This window comes from Kitasatospora sp. SC0581 (assembly GCF_048159585.1).
Lineage (GTDB): Bacteria > Actinomycetota > Actinomycetes > Streptomycetales > Streptomycetaceae > Kitasatospora.
In genome coordinates, this window is the sequence record NZ_JBLRWA010000001.1 from 123109 (window position 1) to 144546 (window position 21438).

18 protein-coding genes are annotated in these 21438 nt (G+C 75.0%); 11 read left to right on the plus strand and 7 right to left on the minus strand.

Annotated elements, in window-relative coordinates; all coding sequences use genetic code 11:
- Positions 1-161 precede the first annotated feature (161 nt).
- From egtA to ACLWS4_RS00535, 5 genes are all read left to right on the plus strand, one after another.
- Positions 162-1442: an ergothioneine biosynthesis glutamate--cysteine ligase EgtA gene (gene egtA, locus ACLWS4_RS00515; RefSeq protein WP_416873017.1), complete on the plus strand. Its 1281-nt coding sequence runs from the start codon at positions 162-164 to the stop codon at positions 1440-1442.
- Entirely contained in the window at positions 1439-2845 is a 1407-nt protein-coding gene (gene egtB / locus ACLWS4_RS00520; protein WP_375873479.1) for an ergothioneine biosynthesis protein EgtB, read from the plus strand. Before egtA ends, egtB begins: the two co-directional genes overlap by 4 nt.
- A complete protein-coding gene (gene egtC, locus ACLWS4_RS00525; protein ID WP_416873018.1) occupies positions 2845-3594 on the plus strand; it encodes an ergothioneine biosynthesis protein EgtC in 750 nt (249 codons plus the stop codon). Before egtB ends, egtC begins: the two co-directional genes overlap by 1 nt.
- A gap of 44 nt (positions 3595-3638) precedes the next feature.
- Complete coding sequence (gene egtD / locus ACLWS4_RS00530) at positions 3639-4610, plus strand: L-histidine N(alpha)-methyltransferase (RefSeq protein ID WP_416873019.1); 972 nt, start codon at positions 3639-3641, stop codon at positions 4608-4610.
- A 144-nt stretch (positions 4611-4754) separates the two neighbouring features.
- The gene (locus tag ACLWS4_RS00535) at positions 4755-6179 is read left to right on the plus strand and encodes a sugar porter family MFS transporter (protein WP_416873020.1); all 1425 of its coding nucleotides are present in this window, start codon (positions 4755-4757) and stop codon (positions 6177-6179) included.
- Between the two features lie 107 nt (positions 6180-6286).
- Here ACLWS4_RS00535 and ACLWS4_RS00540 read toward each other — a convergent pair whose 3' ends face one another.
- A complete protein-coding gene (locus ACLWS4_RS00540; RefSeq protein ID WP_416873021.1) occupies positions 6287-6949 on the minus strand; it encodes a TetR/AcrR family transcriptional regulator in 663 nt (220 codons plus the stop codon).
- A gap of 173 nt (positions 6950-7122) precedes the next feature.
- Here ACLWS4_RS00540 and ACLWS4_RS00545 point away from each other — a divergent pair, with 173 nt between their 5' ends.
- The 4 genes from ACLWS4_RS00545 to ACLWS4_RS00560 all read left to right on the plus strand — a co-directional run bounded on the left by ACLWS4_RS00545 (position 7123) and on the right by ACLWS4_RS00560 (position 12040).
- On the plus strand, positions 7123-8286 hold the full coding sequence (locus ACLWS4_RS00545; protein ID WP_117492588.1) for an acyl-CoA dehydrogenase family protein: 1164 nt from the start codon (positions 7123-7125) through the stop codon (positions 8284-8286).
- 71 nt (positions 8287-8357) lie between these two features.
- The gene (locus ACLWS4_RS00550; protein ID WP_049655525.1) at positions 8358-9557 is read left to right on the plus strand and encodes a thiolase family protein; all 1200 of its coding nucleotides are present in this window, start codon (positions 8358-8360) and stop codon (positions 9555-9557) included.
- Positions 9558-9702: 145 nt separating this feature from the next.
- Positions 9703-10461, plus strand: coding sequence for a 3-oxoacyl-ACP reductase FabG (gene fabG / locus ACLWS4_RS00555; protein ID WP_049655523.1), 759 nt, complete (start codon positions 9703-9705; stop codon positions 10459-10461).
- Positions 10462-10669: 208 nt separating this feature from the next.
- Entirely contained in the window at positions 10670-12040 is a 1371-nt protein-coding gene (locus ACLWS4_RS00560; protein WP_049655521.1) for a S53 family peptidase, read from the plus strand.
- A 127-nt stretch (positions 12041-12167) separates the two neighbouring features.
- Here the strand turns inward: ACLWS4_RS00560 and ACLWS4_RS00565 are convergent, their stop codons facing one another.
- Positions 12168-14426 (minus strand): hypothetical protein, encoded by a 2259-nt coding sequence (locus ACLWS4_RS00565; protein ID WP_416873022.1) that lies wholly within the window; start codon positions 14424-14426, stop codon positions 12168-12170.
- Positions 14427-14598: 172 nt separating this feature from the next.
- On the opposite strand from ACLWS4_RS00565, the gene ACLWS4_RS00570 reads away from it, so the two are divergent.
- Entirely contained in the window at positions 14599-15147 is a 549-nt protein-coding gene (locus tag ACLWS4_RS00570; protein ID WP_416873023.1) for an HAD domain-containing protein, read from the plus strand.
- 15 nt (positions 15148-15162) lie between these two features.
- A complete protein-coding gene (locus ACLWS4_RS00575; RefSeq protein WP_416873024.1) occupies positions 15163-15465 on the plus strand; it encodes a hypothetical protein in 303 nt (100 codons plus the stop codon).
- Between the two features lie 63 nt (positions 15466-15528).
- Here the strand turns inward: ACLWS4_RS00575 and ACLWS4_RS00580 are convergent, their stop codons facing one another.
- The 5 genes from ACLWS4_RS00580 to ACLWS4_RS00600 all read right to left on the minus strand — a co-directional run bounded on the left by ACLWS4_RS00580 (position 15529) and on the right by ACLWS4_RS00600 (position 21400).
- On the minus strand, positions 15529-19596 hold the full coding sequence (locus ACLWS4_RS00580) for a LysM peptidoglycan-binding domain-containing protein (protein ID WP_416873025.1): 4068 nt from the start codon (positions 19594-19596) through the stop codon (positions 15529-15531).
- Positions 19596-20045, minus strand: coding sequence for a hypothetical protein (locus tag ACLWS4_RS00585; protein WP_049658128.1), 450 nt, complete (start codon positions 20043-20045; stop codon positions 19596-19598). Before ACLWS4_RS00585 ends, ACLWS4_RS00580 begins: the two co-directional genes overlap by 1 nt.
- A 160-nt stretch (positions 20046-20205) precedes the next feature.
- Complete coding sequence (locus ACLWS4_RS00590) at positions 20206-20583, minus strand: pilus assembly protein (protein ID WP_143204636.1); 378 nt, start codon at positions 20581-20583, stop codon at positions 20206-20208.
- A 104-nt stretch (positions 20584-20687) separates the two neighbouring features.
- Positions 20688-21062: a TadE/TadG family type IV pilus assembly protein gene (locus ACLWS4_RS00595; RefSeq protein WP_234348625.1), complete on the minus strand. Its 375-nt coding sequence runs from the start codon at positions 21060-21062 to the stop codon at positions 20688-20690.
- Positions 21063-21100: 38 nt separating this feature from the next.
- A complete protein-coding gene (locus tag ACLWS4_RS00600; RefSeq protein ID WP_049658132.1) occupies positions 21101-21400 on the minus strand; it encodes a hypothetical protein in 300 nt (99 codons plus the stop codon).
- Between the last annotated feature and the right edge of the window lie 38 nt (positions 21401-21438).

The following is a 21438-nucleotide window of genomic DNA, read 5'->3' on the forward strand; positions in this document are numbered from 1 at the left end:
CGATTTTTGCGGGGCATCCCCGCATGCTCCGTAGCAGACTGGGCAAGGTAGACCGGGCCGCAATCGTGATCCCGAGGATGGTGAGTCCGGTGATACCGGTATCCCGCACCACTCCGCCCGACCGGCAGAGCACGCCAACACCCCCGCCGGGGGTGACCCCGTTGACCGAATCGGGGGCGCGCAGCCACGTGTCGGGCGTCTGCTTCAAGATCGGACCGCCCCGTCTGGTGGGGGTGGAGGTCGAATGGTTCGTCCATGACGATCGATGTCCGTCCCGCCCCGTACGGCCGGAACTGCTCCACGCCGCACTGGAGTCGCTGCCACTCGGCGGACCGGACGGCGTCTCCCTCCCCTCCGGTTCGCGCCTCACGCTCGAACCCGGCGGACAGGTCGAGCTCAGCTCCCCGCCCGCCACCGGCCTCCTGGCCTGCGTCGAGGACACCCGACGCGATCTGACCGCCCTGCGGGCCGCCTTCGCGGCACAGGGCCTGCGACTCACCGGCACCGGGACGGACCCGTACGCCCGCCCCCGACGGATGGTGCTGGACCACCCCCGCTACCTCGCGATGGAGCGCTTCTTCGACTCCGCCGGGCCCTGGGGCCGCATCATGATGACCGGCACCGCGTCGGTGCAGGTCTGCCTGGACGCCGGCGAGGCGGGCGGGCCGCACGCGGTGGAGCGCCGCTGGCGACTGGCCCACCGGCTGGGCCCGGTGCTGGTCGCCGCCTTCGCCAACTCCCCGACACTGGACGGTAGTTCGACCGGCCATCGGTCCACCCGGCAGGCCGTCTGGTCCCGGATGGACCCGACCCGAACGCTCGCCCCGGAGCCGGACCACGGCGACCCGCGCGAGGCCTGGGCACAGTACGTGCTGGATGCCCAAGTCCTGTGCGTGCGAAGGCCCGAGGGCCTGCCCTGGACGGCCCCGACCGGCCTGACCTTCCGCGACTGGATCCGCGGCGCGGGCGAACGTCCGCCCACGCTCGACGACTTGGACTACCACCGCACCACCCTCTTCCCACCGGTGCGCCCGCGCGGCCACCTGGAGCTGCGGATGATCGACGCCCAGCCCGGGGACGGCTGGGTGGTGGTCGCCGCGCTGGTCACCGCGCTGCTGGACGACCCGGTGGCCGCCGATGCCGCGCTGGCCGCGCTGGAGCCGCTGGAACGCACCGACGGCCCGCGCCCGCCGCGCAGCGAGGTCTGGCGCCGGGCCGCCACCCTGGCCATGGCCGACCCGGAGCTGCGCCGGGCCACCCTCACCTGCTTCGCCGCCGCCGACGCCGCACTGGGCCGCCTGCCCGGCGCCGGTCAACTGCGCACCGTCGTCGCCGAGTTCGCCGAGCGCTACCCCGCGCGCGGCCGCTGCCCGGCCGACGACCAGCTGGACGCCCTGCGCTCCGGCACCCGACCCGCTCCCCCGGAGGAGGCCGCACCATGACCGACGTCCGACCCCACGGGGGCACCGAGGCGGCCGGCGCGGACCGCAGCACCGGCCCGACCGCCGCCACCGCCACCCCCGACGCCGCCGCCATCGGCACCGAGGCGCTGCGCGAGAGCATCGCCACCGAGCTGCTGGCCGCCCGCGCCCGCACCGCCGCGCTGACCGACTGCGTCGGGGACGGCGACCTCACCGCCCAGCACTCCCCGCTGATGTCCCCGCTGGTCTGGGACCTCGCGCACATCGGCAACCAGGAGGAGCTCTGGCTGCTGCGCAACGTCGGCGGCCGCGACCCGATGCACCCCGAGATCGATCCGCTCTACGACGCCTTCCAGCACCCCCGCGCCGAGCGCCCCAGCCTGCCGCTGCTGCCGCCCGCCGAGGCCCGCGCCTACGCCCACGAGGTGCGCGGCCGGGTGCTGGACCTGCTGGCGGCGAGCCCGCTGGAGGGCGCGCCGCTGCTGGACGCCGGGTTCGCGTTCGGGATGATCGCCCAGCACGAGCAGCAGCACGACGAGACGATGCTGATCACCCACCAGCTCCGCCAGGGCGAGCCGGCCCTGGCCGCCCCACCGCCACCGCCCGCGCCCGCCGACGCGGCCACCCTGCCCGCCGAAGTCCTGATCCCCGCGGGCCCGTTCACCATGGGGACGGACACCGAGCCGTGGGCGCTGGACAACGAGCGCCCGGCGCACACCGTCGACCTGCCGGCCTTCCTGCTGGACACCACCCCGGTCACCAACGCCGCCTACCAGCGGTTCATCGCGGACGGCGGCTACGACGACCCGCGCTGGTGGACGCCGGAGGGCTGGGAGCACCGCCGCCGCGCCGACCTGACCGCCCCGCTGTTCTGGCGCCACCAGGACGGCCAGTGGCTCCGCCGGCGCTTCGGCACGGTGGCGCCGGTCGAGCCGGACGAGCCCGTCCTGCACGTCAGTTGGTACGAGGCGGACGCGTACGCCCGGTGGGCCGGCCGGCGGCTGCCGACCGAGGCCGAGTGGGAGAAGGCGGCCCGGCACGACCCGGCCACCGGCCGCTCCCGCCGCTACCCCTGGGGCGACGGCCCGCCCGGCCCCGAGCACGCCAACCTCGGCCAGCGCCACCTGCGCCCGGCCGGGGCAGGCAGCTACCCGAAGGGCCGGTCCCCGTACGGGGTGGGCCAGTTGATCGGCGACGTGTGGGAGTGGACGGCCAGCGACTTCCGCCCCTACCCGGGCTTCCGGGCCTGGCCGTACCGGGAGTACTCGGAGGTGTTCTTCGGCCCCGAGCACAAGGTGCTGCGCGGCGGCTGCTTCGCGGTGGCGCCGGTCGCCTGCCGGGGCACCTTCCGCAACTGGGACTACCCGGTCCGGCGGCAGATCTTCGCCGGGTTCCGCACCGCCCGCGACCTGGAGGCGGACTGATGTGCCGTCACATCGCCTACCTGGGCGAGCCGGTGGCGCCCCGGGAGCTGCTGGTGCACCCGCCGTACGGGCTGCACCGGCAGTCCTGGGCGCCCCGGGTCCAGCAGTACGGCACGGTCAACGCGGACGGCTTCGGCCTCGGCTGGTACGCGGACGGCGACGAGGTGCCCGCCCGCTACCGCCGGACCGGGCCGATCTGGGCGGACGAGGCCTTCGCCGACCTCGCCCGGGTGGTCCGCACCCGGGCGCTGCTGGCCGCCGTCCGGTCCGCCACCGAGGGCTGCGCGCCGGGCGAGGGCGCGGCCGCGCCGTTCGCCGCCGAGCGCTGGCTGTTCAGCCACAACGGCGCGGTGGCCGGCTGGCCCGGCAAGCTGGACGCGCTGGCCGCCCTGCTGCCCCCGGCCGAACTGCTGGACCTGGAGGCGCGCACCGACTCGGCGCTGCTGTGGGCGCTCACCCTGCACCGGCTGCGGGACGGCGCCGGGCCGGGCGAGGCCCTGGCGGGCACCGTCGCGGACGTCACCGCGCACACCACCGGGCGGCTCAACCTGCTGCTCACCGACGGCGCCTCGATCGCCGCGACCACCTGGGGCGACACCCTGTACCACCGCACCCTGCCGGGCCTCGGCACGGTGGTGGCCTCCGAACCGTACGACGACGCGCCGGGCTGGACGTCCGTCCCCGACGGTTCGCTGCTGCTGGCGGACTCGCGCGGCGTCACCGTACGCCGCCTCCCCGGCCGCGACTGATCCCCACTCTTCCTTCACCTTCTGAACAGAGGAACCACCCTGTCATGGACACCTTCGAACTCACCCGACTGCTGCCCGCCGACCACTTCAGCACCGCGCTGCGCCACGACGTGCAGCACGGACTGACCGCGCGGCCCAAGTGGCTGCCGCCGAAGTGGTTCTACGACGCGCGGGGCAGCGAGCTGTTCGAGGAGATCACCCGGCTGCCCGAGTACTACCCGACCCGGGCGGAGCGGGCCATCCTGACCGCCCGGGCCGGCGAGATCGCCGCCGCCACCGAGGCCCGCACCCTGGTGGAGCTGGGCTCCGGCTCCTCCGAGAAGACCCGGCTGCTGCTGGACGCCCTGCGCGCGCTCGGCACCCTGGAGACGTACGTCCCGGTGGACGTCAGCGAGAGCGCGCTGACCGCGGCCGGCGCCGCCATCTCCGCCGAGTACCCCGGGCTCGCGGTGCACGGCGTGCTCGCCGACTTCACCGCCGGGCTCGGCCTGCCCCCGGAGGGCGGCCCGCGCCTGGTCGCCTTCCTCGGCGGCACCCTCGGCAACCTGCTGCCCCTGGAGCGCGCGGCCTTCCTGCACGGCCTGCGCGCCGCCCTCGACCCGGGCGACTTCCTGCTGCTCGGCACCGACCTGGTCAAGGACCCGGCGGTGCTGGTCGCCGCCTACGACGACTCCGCCGGGGTGACCGCCGAGTTCAACCGGAACGTGCTCAACGTGCTCAACCGCGAGCTGGGCGCCGACTTCGACCCGGACGCCTTCGAGCACGTCGCGCTCTGGGACGCCGAGCAGGAGTGGATCGAGATGCGGCTGCGCTCGCTGCGCGCGCAGTCCGTGAAGATCCCGGCCCTGGACCTGCCGGTGCACTTCGCCCGGGGCGAGGAGCTGCGCACCGAGGTGTCGGCGAAGTTCCGCCGGGAGCGGGTGGCCGGGGAACTGGCGGCGGCCGGGCTGCGGCTGAGCCACTGGTGGACCGACCCGGAGGGCCGGTTCGGGCTCTCGCTCGCCTCGCCGGCCTGACCGCCTTGCCCGGACGGCCCAATTTGCTTGTTCACCTTACGAATTCTCAGAGCGAAACTTGAGGTTCCCGGTGTACAAGACTTAAACGAATAGGGGTTACGATCTCGGCTACCGAGCTCAGCGTTGAGTACCAGGAGTCAGATCGTGAGCGTCACCCAGAAGCCCTCCGGGGCGGTCGAGGCCCCCGCGCCCGGCCGCCTCGGCTTCGTCGTCTTCATCACCGCGGCAGCGGCCCTCGGCGGCTTCCTGTTCGGCTACGACAGCTCCGTGATCAACGGCGCCGTCTCCGGCATCCAGGAGAAGTTCGGCGTCGGCAGCGGCGTGACCGGTCTGATCGTCTCCTCGGCCCTGCTGGGCTCGGCGGTCGGCGCCGCGGTCGCCGGACGGTTCGCCGACCGGTACGGCCGCATCAAGGTCATGAAGGCGGGCGCCCTGCTGTTCGCGATCAGCGCGGTCGGCTCGATGCTGCCGTTCTCCGCCTGGGACCTCGCCCTCTGGCGCGTCCTCGGCGGCGCGGCCATCGGCATCGCCTCGGTGATCGCCCCGACCTACATCGCCGAGGTCGCGCCGACCAAGTACCGGGGCCGGCTGGCCTCCTTCCAGCAGGCCGCGATCGTGCTCGGCATCGCGATATCCCAGCTGGTCAACTGGGTGCTGGCGCAGGCGGCCGGCGGCGACACCCGCGGCCAGCTGCTCGGCCTGGAGGCCTGGCAGTGGATGCTCGGCATCTGCGTCGTCCCGGCCGCGGTCTACTTCGTGCTCGCCTCGGTGATCCCCGAGTCCCCGCGCTACCTGATCCAGGCCGAGCGCCTGGACGACGCCCGCAAGGTGCTCGCCGAGGTCGAGGGCGAGGGCGTGGACACCGACGCCCGGATCGCCGAGGTCCAGGCGCTGATCGCCTCCGACCGCCGCCCGCGCTTCCGCGACCTGCTCGGCGGCCGCTTCGGCCTGCTCCCGATCGTCTGGGTCGGCATCGGCCTGTCGGTCTTCCAGCAGCTGGTCGGCATCAACGTGATCTTCTACTACTCGTCGATCCTGTGGCAGTCGGTCGGCATCGACCAGGGCAACTCGCTGCTGATCAGCTTCGTCGGCTCGGTGATCAACATCCTCGGCACCGTGATCGCGATCGTGCTGGTCGACCGGGTCGGCCGCAAGCCGCTCGCCCTGATCGGCTCGGCCGGCATGGCGGTCGCGCTCGGCACCGCCGGCTGGGCCTTCTCCTCGGCCACCGGCAGCGGGGACAACCTCACCCTGCCCGACTTCCAGGGCACCGTCGCGCTGGTCGCCGCCAACGCCTTCGTGCTGTTCTTCGCGATGTCCTGGGGCGTCGTCGTCTGGGTGATGCTCGGCGAGATGTTCCCGAACCGGATCCGCGCCGCCGCGCTCTCCGTCGCCGCCTCCGCGCAGTGGATCGCGAACTGGGTGATCACCGTCTCGTTCCCGTCCATGTCGCGCTGGAACCTGTCGGCGACCTACCTGATCTACGCCGCCTTCGCGGCGCTCTCCATCCTCTTCGTGGCGAAGTTCATGAAGGAGACCAAGGGCGTCCGGCTGGAGGACATGGGCTGATCCGCCCGTCGGCCCGCCGACCTCTCGGCCCCCGTACCCCCGGCGCGATCAGCGCGGGGTGCGGGGGCCGAATCGTTTCCGCTCGACCGGGCCCCTCCGGCCTCGTCTCAGGGCCGCTCGGCGAGCCGGGCGTAGCGCAGGGCGAGCCCGTCGAGCAGCGCCTCCAGCCCGGTCTCGAAGGCGCCCTCGTCCACCGTCCCGCGGTGCCCGGCCAGCCGGTGCGCCTCGCCGAGGTGCGGGTAGTCGGCCGCGTCGTAGACCTCGGCGTCGGCGGGGAAGCCGGCCGCGAAGGAGGCGAGCGCCGAGCCGGTGACGAAGTAGCGCATCAACGCGCCGATCCTGGTCGCCTGGCCGCGCGGCCACCCGGACTCGACCAGGTGGCCGAAGACGGCGTCGGCCAGCCGCAGGGCGTTCGGCCGGCGCCCGGGGCCCTGGGCGAGCACCGGGACGATGTTGGGGTGGGCGGCCAGCGCGGCACGGTAGGAGCGGGCCCAGTCGCGCAGCGCCTCCGGCCAGGAACCCCTACCGGCCCCGGCAGCCCCGGTGGTGCCGAACATCGACAGGTCGACCTCGCCGATGACGCTGTCCACCACCGCGTCCAGCAGCTCGTCCTTGGTGGCGAAGTGGTTGTAGAGCGAGGGCCCGCTGACCGACAGCTCGGTGGCGAGTCGGCGGGTGGAGAGGGCGTCCAGCCCCTCGTCGTCGATCAGCCGCAGCGCGGCGGCGACGATGCGCTCGCGGCTGAGCAGCGGGGTGCGTGGACGGGCCATCGCGGCGGGTGCCTCCGGTTCCTCCGGTCGGGTGTGCTGGGGACCGATTCTGGCAGGTGCCCCTTCCCAGCGCGGGCGGGGCGGGGCTACAGTCCCCCCATAAAACTTGCAGCGCTAGTTTAATGGGTCCGGCCCTGGGGTCGGGGCCCTGGACACCGGATTCGGGAGCCGCCGTGAACCTGGAGTTGTCCGAGGAGCAGAGCGCCGTCCGGGACCTCGCCGCCTCCTTCACCGACCGCGAGGTCGTGCCGCACGCCGCCGAGTGGGACCGCGCCGAGTCCGTCGACCGCGCGATCATCGGCAAGCTGGCGAAGGTCGGCTTCCTCGGGCTGACCATCCCGGAGGAGTACGGCGGCAGCGGCGGCGACCACCTGGCGTACTGCCTGGTCCTGGAGGAACTCGGGCGCGGCGACTCGGCCGTGCGCGGGATCGTCTCGGTCTCGCTCGGCCTGGTCGGCAAGTCGGTCAACGCCTTCGGCACCGAGGAGCAGAAGCGGCACTGGCTGCCCCGGCTCACCTCGGGCGAGGCGCTCGCCTGCTTCGCGCTCACCGAGCCGGGCACCGGATCGGACGCCGCCAACCTCACCACCCGCGCCGTCCGGGACGGCGGGGACTGGCTGATCAGCGGCGCCAAGACCTTCATCACCAACGGCACCTGGGCCGACGTCGCCCTGGTCTTCGCCCGCACCGGCGGCGACGCGCCCGAACAGCGGGGCCACCGGGGCATCACCGCCTTCCTGGTCCCCACCGACCTGCCCGGCTTCACCCGCACCGAGATCCACGGCAAGCTCGGCCTGCGCGGCCAGGCCACCGCCGGCCTCTCCTTCGAGGACGTCCGGGTGCCGGACAGCGCCCGGCTCGGCGAGGTCGGCAAGGGGTTCACGGTGGCGATGGCCGCGCTGGCCAAGGGCCGGATGTCGGTGGCGGCCGGCTGCGTCGGCATCGCCCGGGCCTGCCTGGAGACCGCCGTCCGCTACGCGGGCGAGCGCGAACAGTTCGGCAAACCGATCGCCTCGCACCAGCTCGTCCAGGAACTGCTGGCCGGCATCGCCGTCGACGTCGAGGCGGCCCGGCTGCTCACCTGGAAGGTCGCCGACCACATCGACCGCGGCCTGCCGTTCGCCACCGAGTCCTCCGTCGCCAAGCTGTACGCCAGCGAGGCCGCCGTCCGGGCCGCCAACAACGCGCTCCAGGTCTTCGGCGGCTACGGGTTCATCGACGAGTACCCCGTCGGCAAGTACCTGCGCGACGCGCGGGTGATGACGCTCTACGAGGGCACCAGCCAGATCCACCAGCTGCTCATCGGACGCGCCCTGACCGGCGTCAACGCCTTCTGACGCCGACCCGCCGCCTGCCCCGCTCCCGTCCCGACCCCCGCCACCCGCTTCCCGAGAAGGAGCCCGACGACGTGCGTCCCGTCTACTTCGCCGCCGCCCGCCGCACACCCATCGGCCGACTGCGCGGCGCGCTCGCCACGGTCCGCCCGGACGACCTCTCGGCCACCGTGCTGCGCGCCCTGCTCGCCGACGTCCCCGCACTCGACCCGGCCCGGATCGACGACGTCTACTGGGGCGCCGCCAACCAGGCCGGCGAGGACAACCGCAACGCCGCCCGGATGGCCGTGCTGCTGGCCGGCCTGCCGGAGACCGTCCCCGGAGCCACCGTCAACCGGCTCTGCGCCTCCGGCCTGGAGGCCGTCACCCTCGCCGCCCGGGCCATCGGCTCCGGCGAGGCGGACGTGGTGCTGGCCGGCGGCTGCGAGTCGATGACCCGCGCCCCCTTCGTCCTCCCCCGCCCCGACGAGGCGCTGCCGCACCGGATGGAGACCTTCGACACCCGGCTCGGCTGGCGGCTCACCAACCCGCGGATGGCCGAACTGCACGGCGTGCTCAGCATGGGCGAGACCGCCGAGGAGGTGGCCACCCGGTACGGCATCGGCCGGGAGCGCCAGGACGCCTTCGCGCTGCGCAGCCACCAGCGGGCCGGCGCCGCCCGCGAGGACGGGCACTTCGACGCGGAACTCGTCCCGGTCGAGCGGCCGGACGGGGTGACGGTGGGCCGCGACGAGGGCATCCGCGAGGACACCAGCCTGGCGAAGCTCGCCGGCCTCAAGCCGGTGTTCCGACCCGGGGGCACGGTCACCGCCGGGAACGCCTCGCCGATGAACGACGGCGCGGCCGGGCTGCTCCTGGTCGGCGAGGAGGCGCTGCACGACCTCGGGCTGCGGCCGCTCGGCCGGTACGTGGCCGGCGCCTCGGCCGGGGTGCACCCGGACGTCATGGGCATCGGCCCGGTCCCGGCCACGGCGAAGGTGCTCGCGCGGGCCGGCTGGTCGCTCGCCGACCTGGACACCGCCGAGCTGAACGAGGCCTTCGCGGCCCAGGCGCTCGCCTCCGCCGACGGCATCGGGTTCAGCCCGGAGCGGGCCGAGGAGGTGGTCAACCCCAGCGGCGGCGCGATCGCGCTCGGCCACCCCCTGGGCGGCTCCGGCGCCCGCATCCTCACCACCCTGCTGCACCGGATGCGCCGTACCGGTGCCCGGCGCGGTCTGGCCACCATGTGCGTGGGCGTGGGGCAGGGTACGGCCGTGCTCGTCGAGAACGTCTGACGACCGGCGCTCCCCGTCCGTCGATCCACACCTCTGTCGATCCACAACTCTGTTGGTCCACACCTCTGTTGATCCACACCTCCGTCGGTCCGAGCCTCCAGGGCCCGGACCGACCTTCAACCCTCCAGACTTCCGAGGAGTTCACATGACGCGGTTCGCGGGGAAGGTCGCCGTGGTGACCGGCGCGGCCCAAGGCATCGGGGCGGCCACCGCCCGCCTGCTGGCGGAGGAGGGCGCGGCGGTCGCCGTCGTCGACCTCACCGCCGAGCGGGCGGCCGGGACGGTCGCCGAGATCACCGCCAAGGGCGGCACCGCCCGGGCGTACGGCTGCGACGTGGCCGACTACGACGCCGTGGAGGCGGTGTTCGCGCAGGTCGCGGCGGACCTCGGCGGGGTGCACATCCTGGTCAACAACGCCGGGATCACCCGGGACAACCTGTTCTTCAAGATGCCGAAGGCCGACTGGGACGCGGTGCTGACGGTCAACCTGACCAGCGCGTACAACTGCAGCCACGTCGCGCAGAAGTACATGGTGGCGCAGAAGTACGGGAAGATCGTCTCGCTCAGCTCGCGCTCCGCCCTCGGCAACCGGGGCCAGGCCAACTACGCAGCCGCCAAGGCCGGCATCCAGGGCCTCACCGCGACCCTGGCGATCGAGCTCGGGCCGTTCAACGTCAACGTCAACGCCGTCGCGCCCGGGTACATCGCCACCGCGATGACCGCGGCCACCGCCGAGCGGGTCGGCAGCAGCGCCGAGGAGCACCAGACCGAGGTCGCCGCCCGGACGCCGCTGCGCCGGGTCGGGCAGCCGGAGGAGGTCGCCTCGGTCGTCGCCTTCCTGGCCAGCGAGGAGGCCTCCTACGTCAGCGGGCAGACGCTGTACGTCAACGGCGGAGCACGCTAGCGGTCGTCTGACGTGTCGTCATATCGCCCTCCCGGGTGGGAGGTTACTTTCCCCTGGGACGGCCTTTACCTTTTCGCGTGGCCGAGTATGACCATGCCCTTGATCACATGGCCCCACCAAATGACTATGGCATGATCATGCAGCTCTCGATGGGATGGCCGCACCGACCCGACCGAACCAGGTCGGGCCCTGCGCCCCAAGGAGTCCCATGGGCAGCCCCGCCACCCTCCGCCGCGCCCTGGCCCTGCTCGCCGTGGGGGCCACCGCCCTCACGGCCGGTACCGTCGCCGTACCGGCCGCCGGCACCGCGATCGCCGCCCCCGCGCACGATCTCACGGGCGTCCACGTCCGCCCCGCCTCCTTCGGGCACCACAACGCCCAGGGCCGCCCCGCCCCGCTGAGCACCACCCAGTGCGTCAGCCAGGTCGGTATCCACTGCTACTCGCCGCTGCAGTACCGGACCGCCTACAACCTGGACCCGCTGTACCAGGAGGGCATCACCGGCAAGGGCCGCACCATCGTCATCGTCGACTCCTTCGGCTCGCCGACCATCCAGCACGACCTGGAGGTCTTCGACAAGCAGTGGGGCATCCCGGACACCAACGTCGAGGTGGTCAAGTGGGGCAACGTCCCCACCTGGGACCCGAAGAACCCCGACCACACCGGCTGGGCCGGCGAGACCACCCTGGACGTCGAGTACGCCCACGCGATCGCCCCCGACGCGCACATCATCCTGGTCGAGACCGGCGTCGCCGAGACCGAGGGCACCACCGGCCTGCCCGAGATGATGGACGCCGAGAAGGCCCTCATCAAGGCCGGCCGCGCCGACGTCATCTCGCAGAGCTTCGGCGCCACCGAGAACACCTTCCCGGGGTACGACAAGGGCGACTTCAAGTCGCTCACCGACCTGCGCTACGCCTTCCAGGCCGCGGCCGACCACAACGTGACGGTGCTCGCCGCCTCCGGCGACAACGGCGCCACCGACGCCCAGGAGAACGGCACCGACCTGTACCCGTACAAGGTCAACTCCTGGCCGTCCTCGGACCCGCTGGTCACCTCCATCGGCGGCACCCAGCTCACCCTGGACGACAAGGGCAACCGCACCGCGCCCGACAAGGTGTGGCACGACAAGTCCGGCGCCGGCGGCGGTGGCGTCTCGGGCATCTTCGAGCGCCCGTGGTACCAGGCCGGCGTCGCCAACGTCACCGGCAACCACCGCGGCACCCCGGACATCAGCATGAGCGCGGCCGTGGACGGCGCCGCCTGGACCTACGAGTCCTACGACCCGACCTCGGTCGGCTGGCACCTCACCGGCGGCACCAGCGAGGCCACCCCGCTCTTCTCGGGCGTCGTCGCGCTCGCCGACCAGCTCGCCGGCCACCGCCTCGGCCAGCTCAACTGGCGCCTGTACGGCATGAACCTGCTGCCGAGCAAGTGGAGCGGCATCGTGGACGTGAAGCAGGGCGACAACGGCTGGAACGGCGTCACCGGCTACAACGCGACCGAGGGCTACGACCTCGCCAGCGGCCTGGGCACCATCGACGGCGCGAAGTTCGTGCACGCGGTCGCCGGTCGGTGAACCGGCGGGTCACCGGGTGACGGGTGACAGGTAACAGACGACAGCGGACAGATTTTGAAATCTGTCCGCTGTTCGCTGTTTTCCGTCTGCTGTTATCCGTCAGCTGTCGCCCGCCGACCGCCGGTTGTCAGCCGGTCGCGGCCAGCTGGGCGAGGTAGCGCTCGGCGGCGCGGAGCTTGCGGCCGTCGGGGCCCGGGAGGTAGGCGCGCAGCTCGATGATCTCCGGAGCGATCCGGATGGCCTCCGCACGGTCGGCGATCGCGCGCCAGCAGGCCTCGGCGTTGGTGGCCGCCCGCTGGGTCTCCACGTGGTCCGGGCCCTGCGAGCGGAGCAGGGTCAGCGCCACCTCGCGGTAGATGTCCGCGGCCTCGGCCGACCGGCCCGCGAGCCGGCAGACGTGTGCCCGGACCTGCCGGACCTGCAGCACCGGCTCGGAGACGGCGCCGTGCTCGGCGATCGCCTCCAGTTCGAGGGCGAAGGCCAGGTCGGTGGCGGCGGCGTGGTCCCCGGCCTCGGCGCTACGGACGATCCGTCCGATGACCTCGCGGTAGTCCGCGCGGGGCGTAGCGGCCGCAGCGGCCTCATCGGCTTCGTCGGCCGGTGCGTCGGCAGGGACGTCACTCGGGGCGGGCGGCGCGTCGGCGGGAGCGTCCTCGGCCGGCGCTTCGCCCTGCGGCACGGCGTCGGCCGGCACCTCGTCAGAAGGTGTCCCGTCCACCGGAACGACGTCGGCGGGCGCCTGCTCGGCGGACTCCTGCTCGGCGGGCGCCTCGTCCGTCGGCACGGACTCCACCGGGACGGCGTCCCTGGGCTCCTCCGCGGTCTCGGGTGCCTCCTCGCTCGTCTCCTCCGCCGTTTCCTCCGCTGCCTCCTCGGCCACCGGCTCGGCCACGGTCCCGACCGCCTCCGCCGCGGCTTCGGCGGCCACCGCGGCTTCCTCCTGCGGGAGTTCGGGCTCGGCGACGGCACCGTCCACCGGCTCCGGCCGGGACTTGAGGAGCGTGACGCCCGCCGGGGACGCGCTCTCCTCGGGCACGGTGTCGGCCGGGGCGGGCTTGCGCAGGGTCACGCCCGGTGCCTCGACGCTCCCGCCCGCCTTCTGCAGGCTGACCGGGCGGGCCGGCCGCGGCGGGGTGGGCGGTACGCCCGGCTTGACCAGGCTGACCGGACCGCCCGCGGCCACCGGAGACCCGGCGAACGCAGCGGACCCGACCGACCCCGCCGACCCGGCCGACGACGCGGGCGCCCCGGCCGGGGCCGCTACCGGCCACTCGGGGGCGGCGTCCCGGGGCTCCGCCGGACGCGGCAGCGGCGCCGTCGGCGCCACCGGGGGCGGCGGCGCGTCGGAGGGCGCCGTACCGGCGGTCGGCAGCGGCACCACCTCGGCCGGCAGGCCCTCGCCGCGACGGGCGGTGTTGCGGAAGAACGGCCGGTCCGGGGCGTGCGTGGCCAGGATGACCACGTCCGGCCGCAGCACCGAGTACACCTGCTGACGCAGCTGCTCCGGCGCGAGCACCTCGCCCGCGCCGGGCCGCCCGCCGTGCAGCGCCTCGATCAGGGCGCGGGTGAAGGTGCCGATCTGTTCCGGGTCCGGGCTGACCACCGCCCAGAGCGGGATCCCCTCGCTGAGCGGCGAGACGGTGCCCTGGAGGTACGGCCAGGCGTTCTGGTCGGCGCTCAGGTCGGCGATGACGAGGGTCTGCCACTCGGCCGGACGGTGGCTCAGCTCGGCGGCGACAGCCTGCCAGGGGAGGCCGTCCTGCTTGGCGTCGCGCAGGGTCAGCTGGAGCTGCCCGCCGCGCTTGTCGGCGACGACGTGGCCGCCCAGGTGGATCAGCAGCGGTCCGGGGTGCCGGGAGGCCGCGCGCAGGTGGGCGAGGACGGTGTGCGGGTCCCCGGCGCCGGGGAGGTGGACGGCGTCCACCGCGTCCGCGGCGAGCAGCACCTGCGGCGAGACGGCGGCGAGCATCGCCGAGAGCACGGGTGCCTGGGTCGGTCCGCCGCGGCCCCAGGTGCGGCGGCCGGACGTTCCGTACCCGCCCTCGATGACCAGGATCCGTCCGCGCGGCGCGGCACCGAGCCCGCCCGCGCCGACGGCGGCGGCGCTCGGCGCCGCGCTCTGGACCGGGAACGGCGGCGGGGTCGCCGTGGACGCGGCCCCGGCGGCGGGCAGCCCGGTGAGGGTCCATCCGGTGGGCGGGACGGGCGGTGCGGGCGGCGGCGCGACCGGTGGTGCGGCCGGGGGCGCCGGCGGCGGCTCGTACAGCGCGGCGGGGCCGGGCGGGTGCTCCTCGGCCGGGAGGCGCGGGGGCGGCGGTACGGCGTCCCAGGGACCCGAGCCCCCGGCCGGGTCGGGACCTCCGGAAACCGCTGTCGTCTCCGCCATCTCCTGGTCACCGCCCCGCCCCGCCGCTCCCGCGGCGTCTGATGCCCTCGACTGTGTGGTGCCTGCCACCACACTCCGTGCGCGCCACCCTACGAGATCCCGGCTCGCCCGTTCCAGGCCGGGTGGCCGATCGGCGCGCCACACCGCCCGCGCCGCCCGCTAAGGTGCCGTCATGATCGATACCGATCGCCCGTTGCTCTTCCTCGACGTGGACGGTCCGCTGATCCCCTTCGGGGGCCCGCCGCCGGGCGGCTACCCCGTCCACCGCAGCCCGCACGTCCCGGCCGGTACGACGCCGGGCGGGAACCCGCTGATCTCCCGCGTGGACCCGGAGTTGGGCCCTCGGCTGCTCCGCCTGCCGGCCGAGCCGGTGTGGGCCACCACCTGGCTGGAGGACGCCAACGAGTGCCTCGCACCCTGGCTCGGCCTGCCCCGACTGCCCGTCGTGGACTGGCCGGTGGACGACTCCGACGACGCGGAGGACACGGACACCGCGGACGCCACGCACCCGCCGCAGGGCCTGCACTGGAAGACCCGCACGCTGGTCGCCTGGGCGGGCGGACGGCCGTTCGCCTGGGTGGACGACGAGATCACCGGGGCCGACCGCCGCTGGGTCGCCGCCCACTCCCCCGCCCGCGCCCTGCTCCACCGGGTCGATCCCCGACGCGGGCTCACCGACGCGGACTTCGCCGCGCTGGACGCCTGGCTGCGGACGGCCTGACTACACTGCCCCGCCATGGAACCCGTCGCCGGAACACCGTCCCACTGGCATCTGGCCCTGCACGGCGGGGCGTTGGTCGAGCTGTGGGCGGACGGGTACGGCGTCGAGGGCGGGACGTACGTGTTCAGCTCGCTCGTCCGGGCGACGGCGGAGGAGCAGGAGCAGGTCGAGGTGGTCGCGCGGACCCCGGCGGACGACCGGCGGGTCCTGGTGGCCGTGGCACGGGTTCCGGAGGCCGTCGTCCAGGACGTCCACTCGGCCGCCGAACCGGCGCGCGACGGCACCTGTGCCTGCCGGCCCTTCTCCTGGGAGGAGTGACCGCTCCCGGAAACCCGTCCGGCCACCCCTGGAACAGGAGTGGCCGGACGGGCGGTCACGGCGTCAGGAGCCCGCGAGCAGGTCCCGCAGCAGGGCGACGGTGTCGGCGTCCAGGTCCCGGCCGGTCCGGCGGCTGAGGGCGTCCAACCGGTTGACGGCGCGCAGGAGTTGGTCCCGGGCGCCGGCCGAGGCGTAGGCGTAGAAGAGGTCCCGGTGCAGCAGTTCGACGTCCGGGGCGACGGCGAGGCCGCGGAAGACGGCGGCCTCGGCGCTGCGGTGGTCGCCGTACTGCAGGCGGCGGGCGGCCAGTTCGTGGGCCGTGTCGACGATCGCCGCGATCATGTCCTGCCGCTCGGCCTCGGCCCAGCCGTACGAGGCCGGCGGGGCCTCGGCGAACGGCGCGCCGCGGACCAGGGCCAGGGCGTGGGCGAGGGCCGCGTCGGCGGTGGCGCTGGTGCTGCGCATGCCGCGCCGGTAGAGGCCGCGGAACTCGTCCCAGTCGCAGGTGACCGCCGGGGCGAAGGAGTAGCCCTCGGTGCCCTCGGTGGGCAGGAAGACGCGGCCCTCCGGCGAGGTGCCGAACCAGGCCGCCAGGTCGGCGAGTTTGGCCGGCAGCGGGCTCTCGGAGCCGGCCGCGGTGGGGTGCGGGTCGAGGTGCGCCGCGCCGGGGTGCAGGTCGTGGTCGAGCGCGTGGCGGTCGGAGCCGGGGCGCAGCGCCAGGTAGACGGCCAGTTCGGTGAGCCGGGGCAGCGCGCCGGGTGCGGCGGCGCCGAGGACTCCCGCGACGTCCACCGGGCCGAGCAGCCGGATCCGGGGGGCGTTGCGGGGGGCGTGCGCCTCCGGGGAGCGGAGGATGGCGAGCAGGTCGTCGCTGTCGCTGCGGCCGGGCGTCGTCCGGGCGACCGGGGCGACGGCGGCGGGGCCGGGCTGCTCCGCACCGACGGCCTCGGCGGCTTCGACGGCCTCCGCGGTCTCCGCGGTCCCGGCCGGTCCGGTCCCGAGGGCGACGGCGGCCTCGGGAGCGGCAGCGGCAGCGGCAACGGCAGCGGGAACGGGAACGGGCTCGGTCGACGGCACAAGGCCCTCGGCCGTCTTCGACGCGGTCGGCTCCGCCACGACGGGCTGCGGCACGACCGGCTGGACGGCGAGCACGACCGTCGCCGTGGACTCCGAGCCGGTGTCCCCCGGCCCGGCCGTCCCCTCGTCCTCCGCCAGGCCCGGCCGCCGCAGGTCGCGGGTGGTCTCGTCGGTCGCCGCCTGCCGTCCCTGCCCGTTGACGGCGAACCGCGCGGGGCCGGCCGGGGCAGGCGCCGGAGCCGGAGCCGGACTCGACGCCGCGGGCGGCAGCGCGGCAGGGGTCGGAGCGGGCGCCACCGGATCGGTGCCCGCGAACGGGCTGGCACCGGTGCCGATGACCCGGGCGAGCAGCCGGGGACCGGCGGCCGCGCCCTCCTCCGCCCCGCCTGCCGAAGCCCCGCCTGCCGAAGCCCCGCCGACGGAAGTCCTGCCGGCGGAAGCCCCACCGACGGAGGCCCCGCCGGTCGAAGCCCCACCGACCGGAGCCGCGGCAGCCGGACCTCCGATGGCCGGGACCGCCACGGCGGCCGAGGCCCCGACGGCGGCCAGCACCGGTACGGCGGCGGGCAGTTCGGTGGTGTCGGTGTCGTCCTCCGGCCCGTCCAGCGTCCAGGCCGGGGCCGGGTGCTGGGTGGTGTCGTCGGCGACCCTGAGCAGCTCAGCGACCTGGTCGTACTGCCGGTCGCTGAGCCGCTGCAGCTCGACCGTGAGGTGCAGGCCCGGGATCGCGGCCTGGCCGGAGGCCGGCAGGGTCCAGCGGGCGACCGGGCCGGTGCCGCGCTCGGGGGCGCGGGTGATGACGGCGACACAGGTGCGAGGGCGGGCGTCGAGCAGGCGTCCGAGCTCGGCCGGGACGTCCCCGCCGGGCTGGTGGGCGCAGAGCACGATCTCGGGCGTCCAGGACTCGTCGGCCTGGCCCCGACTGCGGGCCTCGCGCGGGCTGGTGGCCTCGGCGGCGACGAGGGTGGCGCGGGCCTTGGCGGTGCGCGGGCCGAGGGCGGCGAGCGCGGCCTCCAGGGTGGGGTGGCGGTGCACGCGTTCGGCGGCCGGGCCGCTGATCGGCACCTCCTCGGCGAGGTCCACCAGGTGCAGGTGGAGCCGGTCGGCGAGCGGGCTGTGGGCCAGTTCGACGGCGAGGGTGCGCAGCACGTCGCGGGCGTCGTCCGGGTGGCCGGACAGGTGGAGCAGCCGGACGGCCTCCAGGTCGGCGAGGACCACCGAGCCGTCCGGCGAGGTGCCGAGGGTGACCAGCGCGGGGTAGGGCGCGGCGGTCTTCCGGGCCTGGCCGGGGCTGAGCAGGTCGCCCGAGTCGGCGCTGCACCACCACACGTTGGCGGCGTGCGCGGCGCGGAACGGCGCGATCGGGGTGGCCGGTCCGGACAGGTGCAGTTCGATGGTCCGGCCCGGGGTGATCCGGGCGGCGACGATGGCGGGCAGCCGCTTGCCGCCGCGCACGGTGTTGCGGGCCAGGGTGCGCAGGGAGCGGTCCAGCAGGTCCAGTCCGGCCTGGTCCTGCCGGGCCATCAGCTCGTTCTCGAAGGCGGCGGCCTCGGCCTCGGGCATCGCGATGCGGTGCCGGGGGCGGCGGGCGCGCTGCTGGGTGCCGCGCTTGTGGGCGACGGCGCCGACCATGACGGCCGCGAGCAGGACGCCGACGGTGGAGGCCGAGAGGGCGACGGTGTAGTCGTCGCTGGGGGCCGGGTCGGCGTGCGCGGCGGGGGCGGGCGCGTGGGCCGGCGTGTGCGTGGGCGCGGGCGCCGGGGCCGACTGCGGCGCGCCCGGCGCGGGAGCACCCGGCGCCGGAGCCTGGTCGGCGGGGGCCGGCGCGGGGGCCGGGGCCTGGTCGGCCGGAGTCTGATCGGCGGGAGCCGGTGCGGGCGCCGGTGCGGCACCCCCCGCCCCCGGGACGGTGAGCACCATCCCCGGCACCACCACGTCCGGGTCGGTCAGCTGCGTCCCGTCCGGGGCCTGCGCCCCCTTGTTCGCTTCGAACAGCTTCGGCCACTGCTCGCCGTCCCCCAGCTCCCGCTGGGCGATGGCCGACAGGCTCTCCCCGGTCTGGACGGTGACGGTCCGCTGGCCGCCGGAGCCGGCCGCGCCGCCCGCGCCACCGGGCCCGCCGGCCTCCGTCCCGGACTGCGGAGCGCTCTGCGGCGTCTCCTGCGGCGCGCCCTGCGCCGGGTCACCCGAGGGGGCCGGGGCGGGCGGCGCCGGCGTCCTCGCCTCGTCCGGCTTGGCGTCCGCCGGCATCAGCAGCTCCCAGCCGGGCTGGATCGGCCGGTCGGCGTCGAAGCGGATGCCCGAATCGCCCATCATCCGGCCGTCGTTGAGCTTGGCGATCTCCACCCAGCGTTCCCCCGAGCCCAGTTGGCGCTCGGCGATGGACCACAGGCTGTCGGCCGGCCGGGCGTCCCGGACGGTGTACGTGCTCTGCTGCTCGGCGGCCGGGGTCAGGGCCGGCGCGGCCTGCGCGGCGGGCAGTGCGGCGCGCTGCACGCCCGGCGTCAACTGCGCCTGGACGACCGGGCTGTGGTTCGGCTCGGGGACGGCCGCGAAGGCCGAGCCGGCCACCGGGAGCAGGGCGAGCACCGAGCCGACCAGCCCGGCGGCGAGCCGCTGGCTCCAGCCGAAGGCCGGGATGCGGCGGGCGATCCGGCCGCGCAGCTGGGCCGGGATCTCCAGCAGGACGGAGAGCGCGAAGCAGGCCCAGGCGATCCAGCCGACCACCACCAGCGCCCAGAGGAACAGGCTTCCGTCGTCCGGACTGGTGAGCGCCTCGCCCACCCCGCCCGAGGCGACCTCGCCCATCCCGGCGACCGCGTCGGTGCCGTACAGCAGCAGCGCGGGGACGCCGAACAGCAGCGCGAGCAGGGCGACCAGCGCGCCGAGCGCGGTGATCACGGCGCGGCCGCGGCCGCGGGGTGGTCGGGGCGCCGGGGCGGCGGGCCTTCGGGCACCGCCGGCCCGATGGGACGTCCCGGCTCGGCCGTTGGGGGCCTGGCCGTTTCGGGCCTGGGCGGTACGGGCCTGGTCCTTGGCACGTGGCGCGGCCATCAGTCGGTCTCCGCTTTCTCTACTCCGTGGACGAGGGTCGCACTGCCCTTGCCCGTAACCTTCCGCTCCCCGAGGGCGCCCAGCAGGACCGGGCGGTAGTCGGCCTGCACGGTGACGGTGACGACCCTGCCGTCACCGGAGAACTCGATGCCGCCCGCCCGCAGGCCGTACAGGCCCAGGTAGGCGTCGGCGGCGTCCCGCACGTACTTCTCCTGGACCTTGAAGCCCTTGCCCTGGAGGACGGCCGCCCGGTCGAGCTGCTGGCCGCCGACCCGCGCGGCCTCCAGGGCGTAGGCGTCGGTCCGCTCGGCGACCCGCAGCCGGCCGCCGGCGTCGATCACCAGGGCGATGACGAGCACGACGTAGGCCGCGCAGATCGCCACGAAGAGGGCCACCGCGCCCCGGTCGGACCGGCGCGCCGACAGCCGTCGCCGCAGACGGCTCACCACTTCCGTCCCCTCCCCCCACTTCGCACGACGCTCTCCCCACCGGCCCCCACCGGGCGCCGCTCGGTACCGTTCCGCCATCCCCCGAGCGCTCTCCGCTTGCGTCTCCCCCGCACGGGCCGTCTCCAATCCCCTGTCTTCCCGGTGACGGCGCCGCGCGCTGTCATGTGCCCCGGTAACGGTCCACCACCGAGGTGAACTCGCCGACGAGGTGCTTCGTCACGGGTATCCCGGACGGTCCGCCGAGCAGGTCGGCCAGCTCCACGTCGCAGACCACCGTGACGGTGACGGTCGTGACCGGTCCGCCGGGCAGGTTCAGCTCCCCCTTGCCGACCCGCACGTCCCCGTCGCGGCACCACACGCCCTGCTGGCGCAGCGTCGCGAGGGCGGAGTCCCTGGCCGGCTGGTCCATCCCGTCCACGCTGCGCTGCAGGGAGGCGGTCCGGGCCCCGGCCCGCGCGGCGGCCTCCACGGTGCCGGCCGTGGTCTGCACCCGTCCGGCGGCGACGGCCAGCAGGACCAGCCCGACCACCCCCGGCACGACGATCGCCGCCTCGATCGCGATCCCGCCCCGGTCCGGCCTGCGCGGTCGCGACCGGAGCCCCGACCACCGCCGCCGTGGGCCCGGTGTCCGCAGCGCGTCCGTCACGGTGTCACCGCCGGTGGTACGAAGCGCTCGCGGGGCGCCTCGGCGAACTGGGTGATGTCGGGCGCCTTGAGCCCGGGTATCAGCAGCGGCGGGGTCAGCCGCACGGTGACCCGGATGGTCTGCGCCGTGCTGCCGTCGGTCCGCACCGTGTACCCGTGCACGCCCTGCCGGTCGAGGAAGTCGCGGGCCTGCCGCTGGGCCGCCTCGTTCTTCTCGCCGTCCGTCGCGCTGCCCTGCACCCGTCCGGCGTCCACGCCCTCGCGGGCGGCCGTGAGCGCGACCTGCCGGTCGTACCACCACAGCGCGGCCTGGACGACGAGCAGGACGAGCAGCAGGACGACCGGGAAGACGATGGCGAGGCTCACGCTCATCGACCCCCGGTCGCCCCTGCGGCGGAGAGCGGCACGCATCACGGGGTGGCGCCGCCCGCGCCGCCCGCTCCGCCCGCACCCGGCATGTTCGGGTCCTGCTCGACCTTCTTGACGACCTTGTCCTTCAGCAGGTAGAGCGCGGTCGCCACGGCACCCGCGACGAAGACCAACGCGATGATGGCGAGGGCGAGTTCGATGCTGATCGCACCGCGGTCGCCGCGCGCGCGGGCGGCCCGCAGCCGGCCGAGCCGCAGGGTGAACAGCAGGAGTGCGAACTGGACCGGTAGCAGGACGGGGCGCAGCACCCGGTCTGCCAGTTGGACGAGTCGTACGGTCATCGGGTCTCTCCGGAGGGACGTGGCGGTGTGGTGTGGTG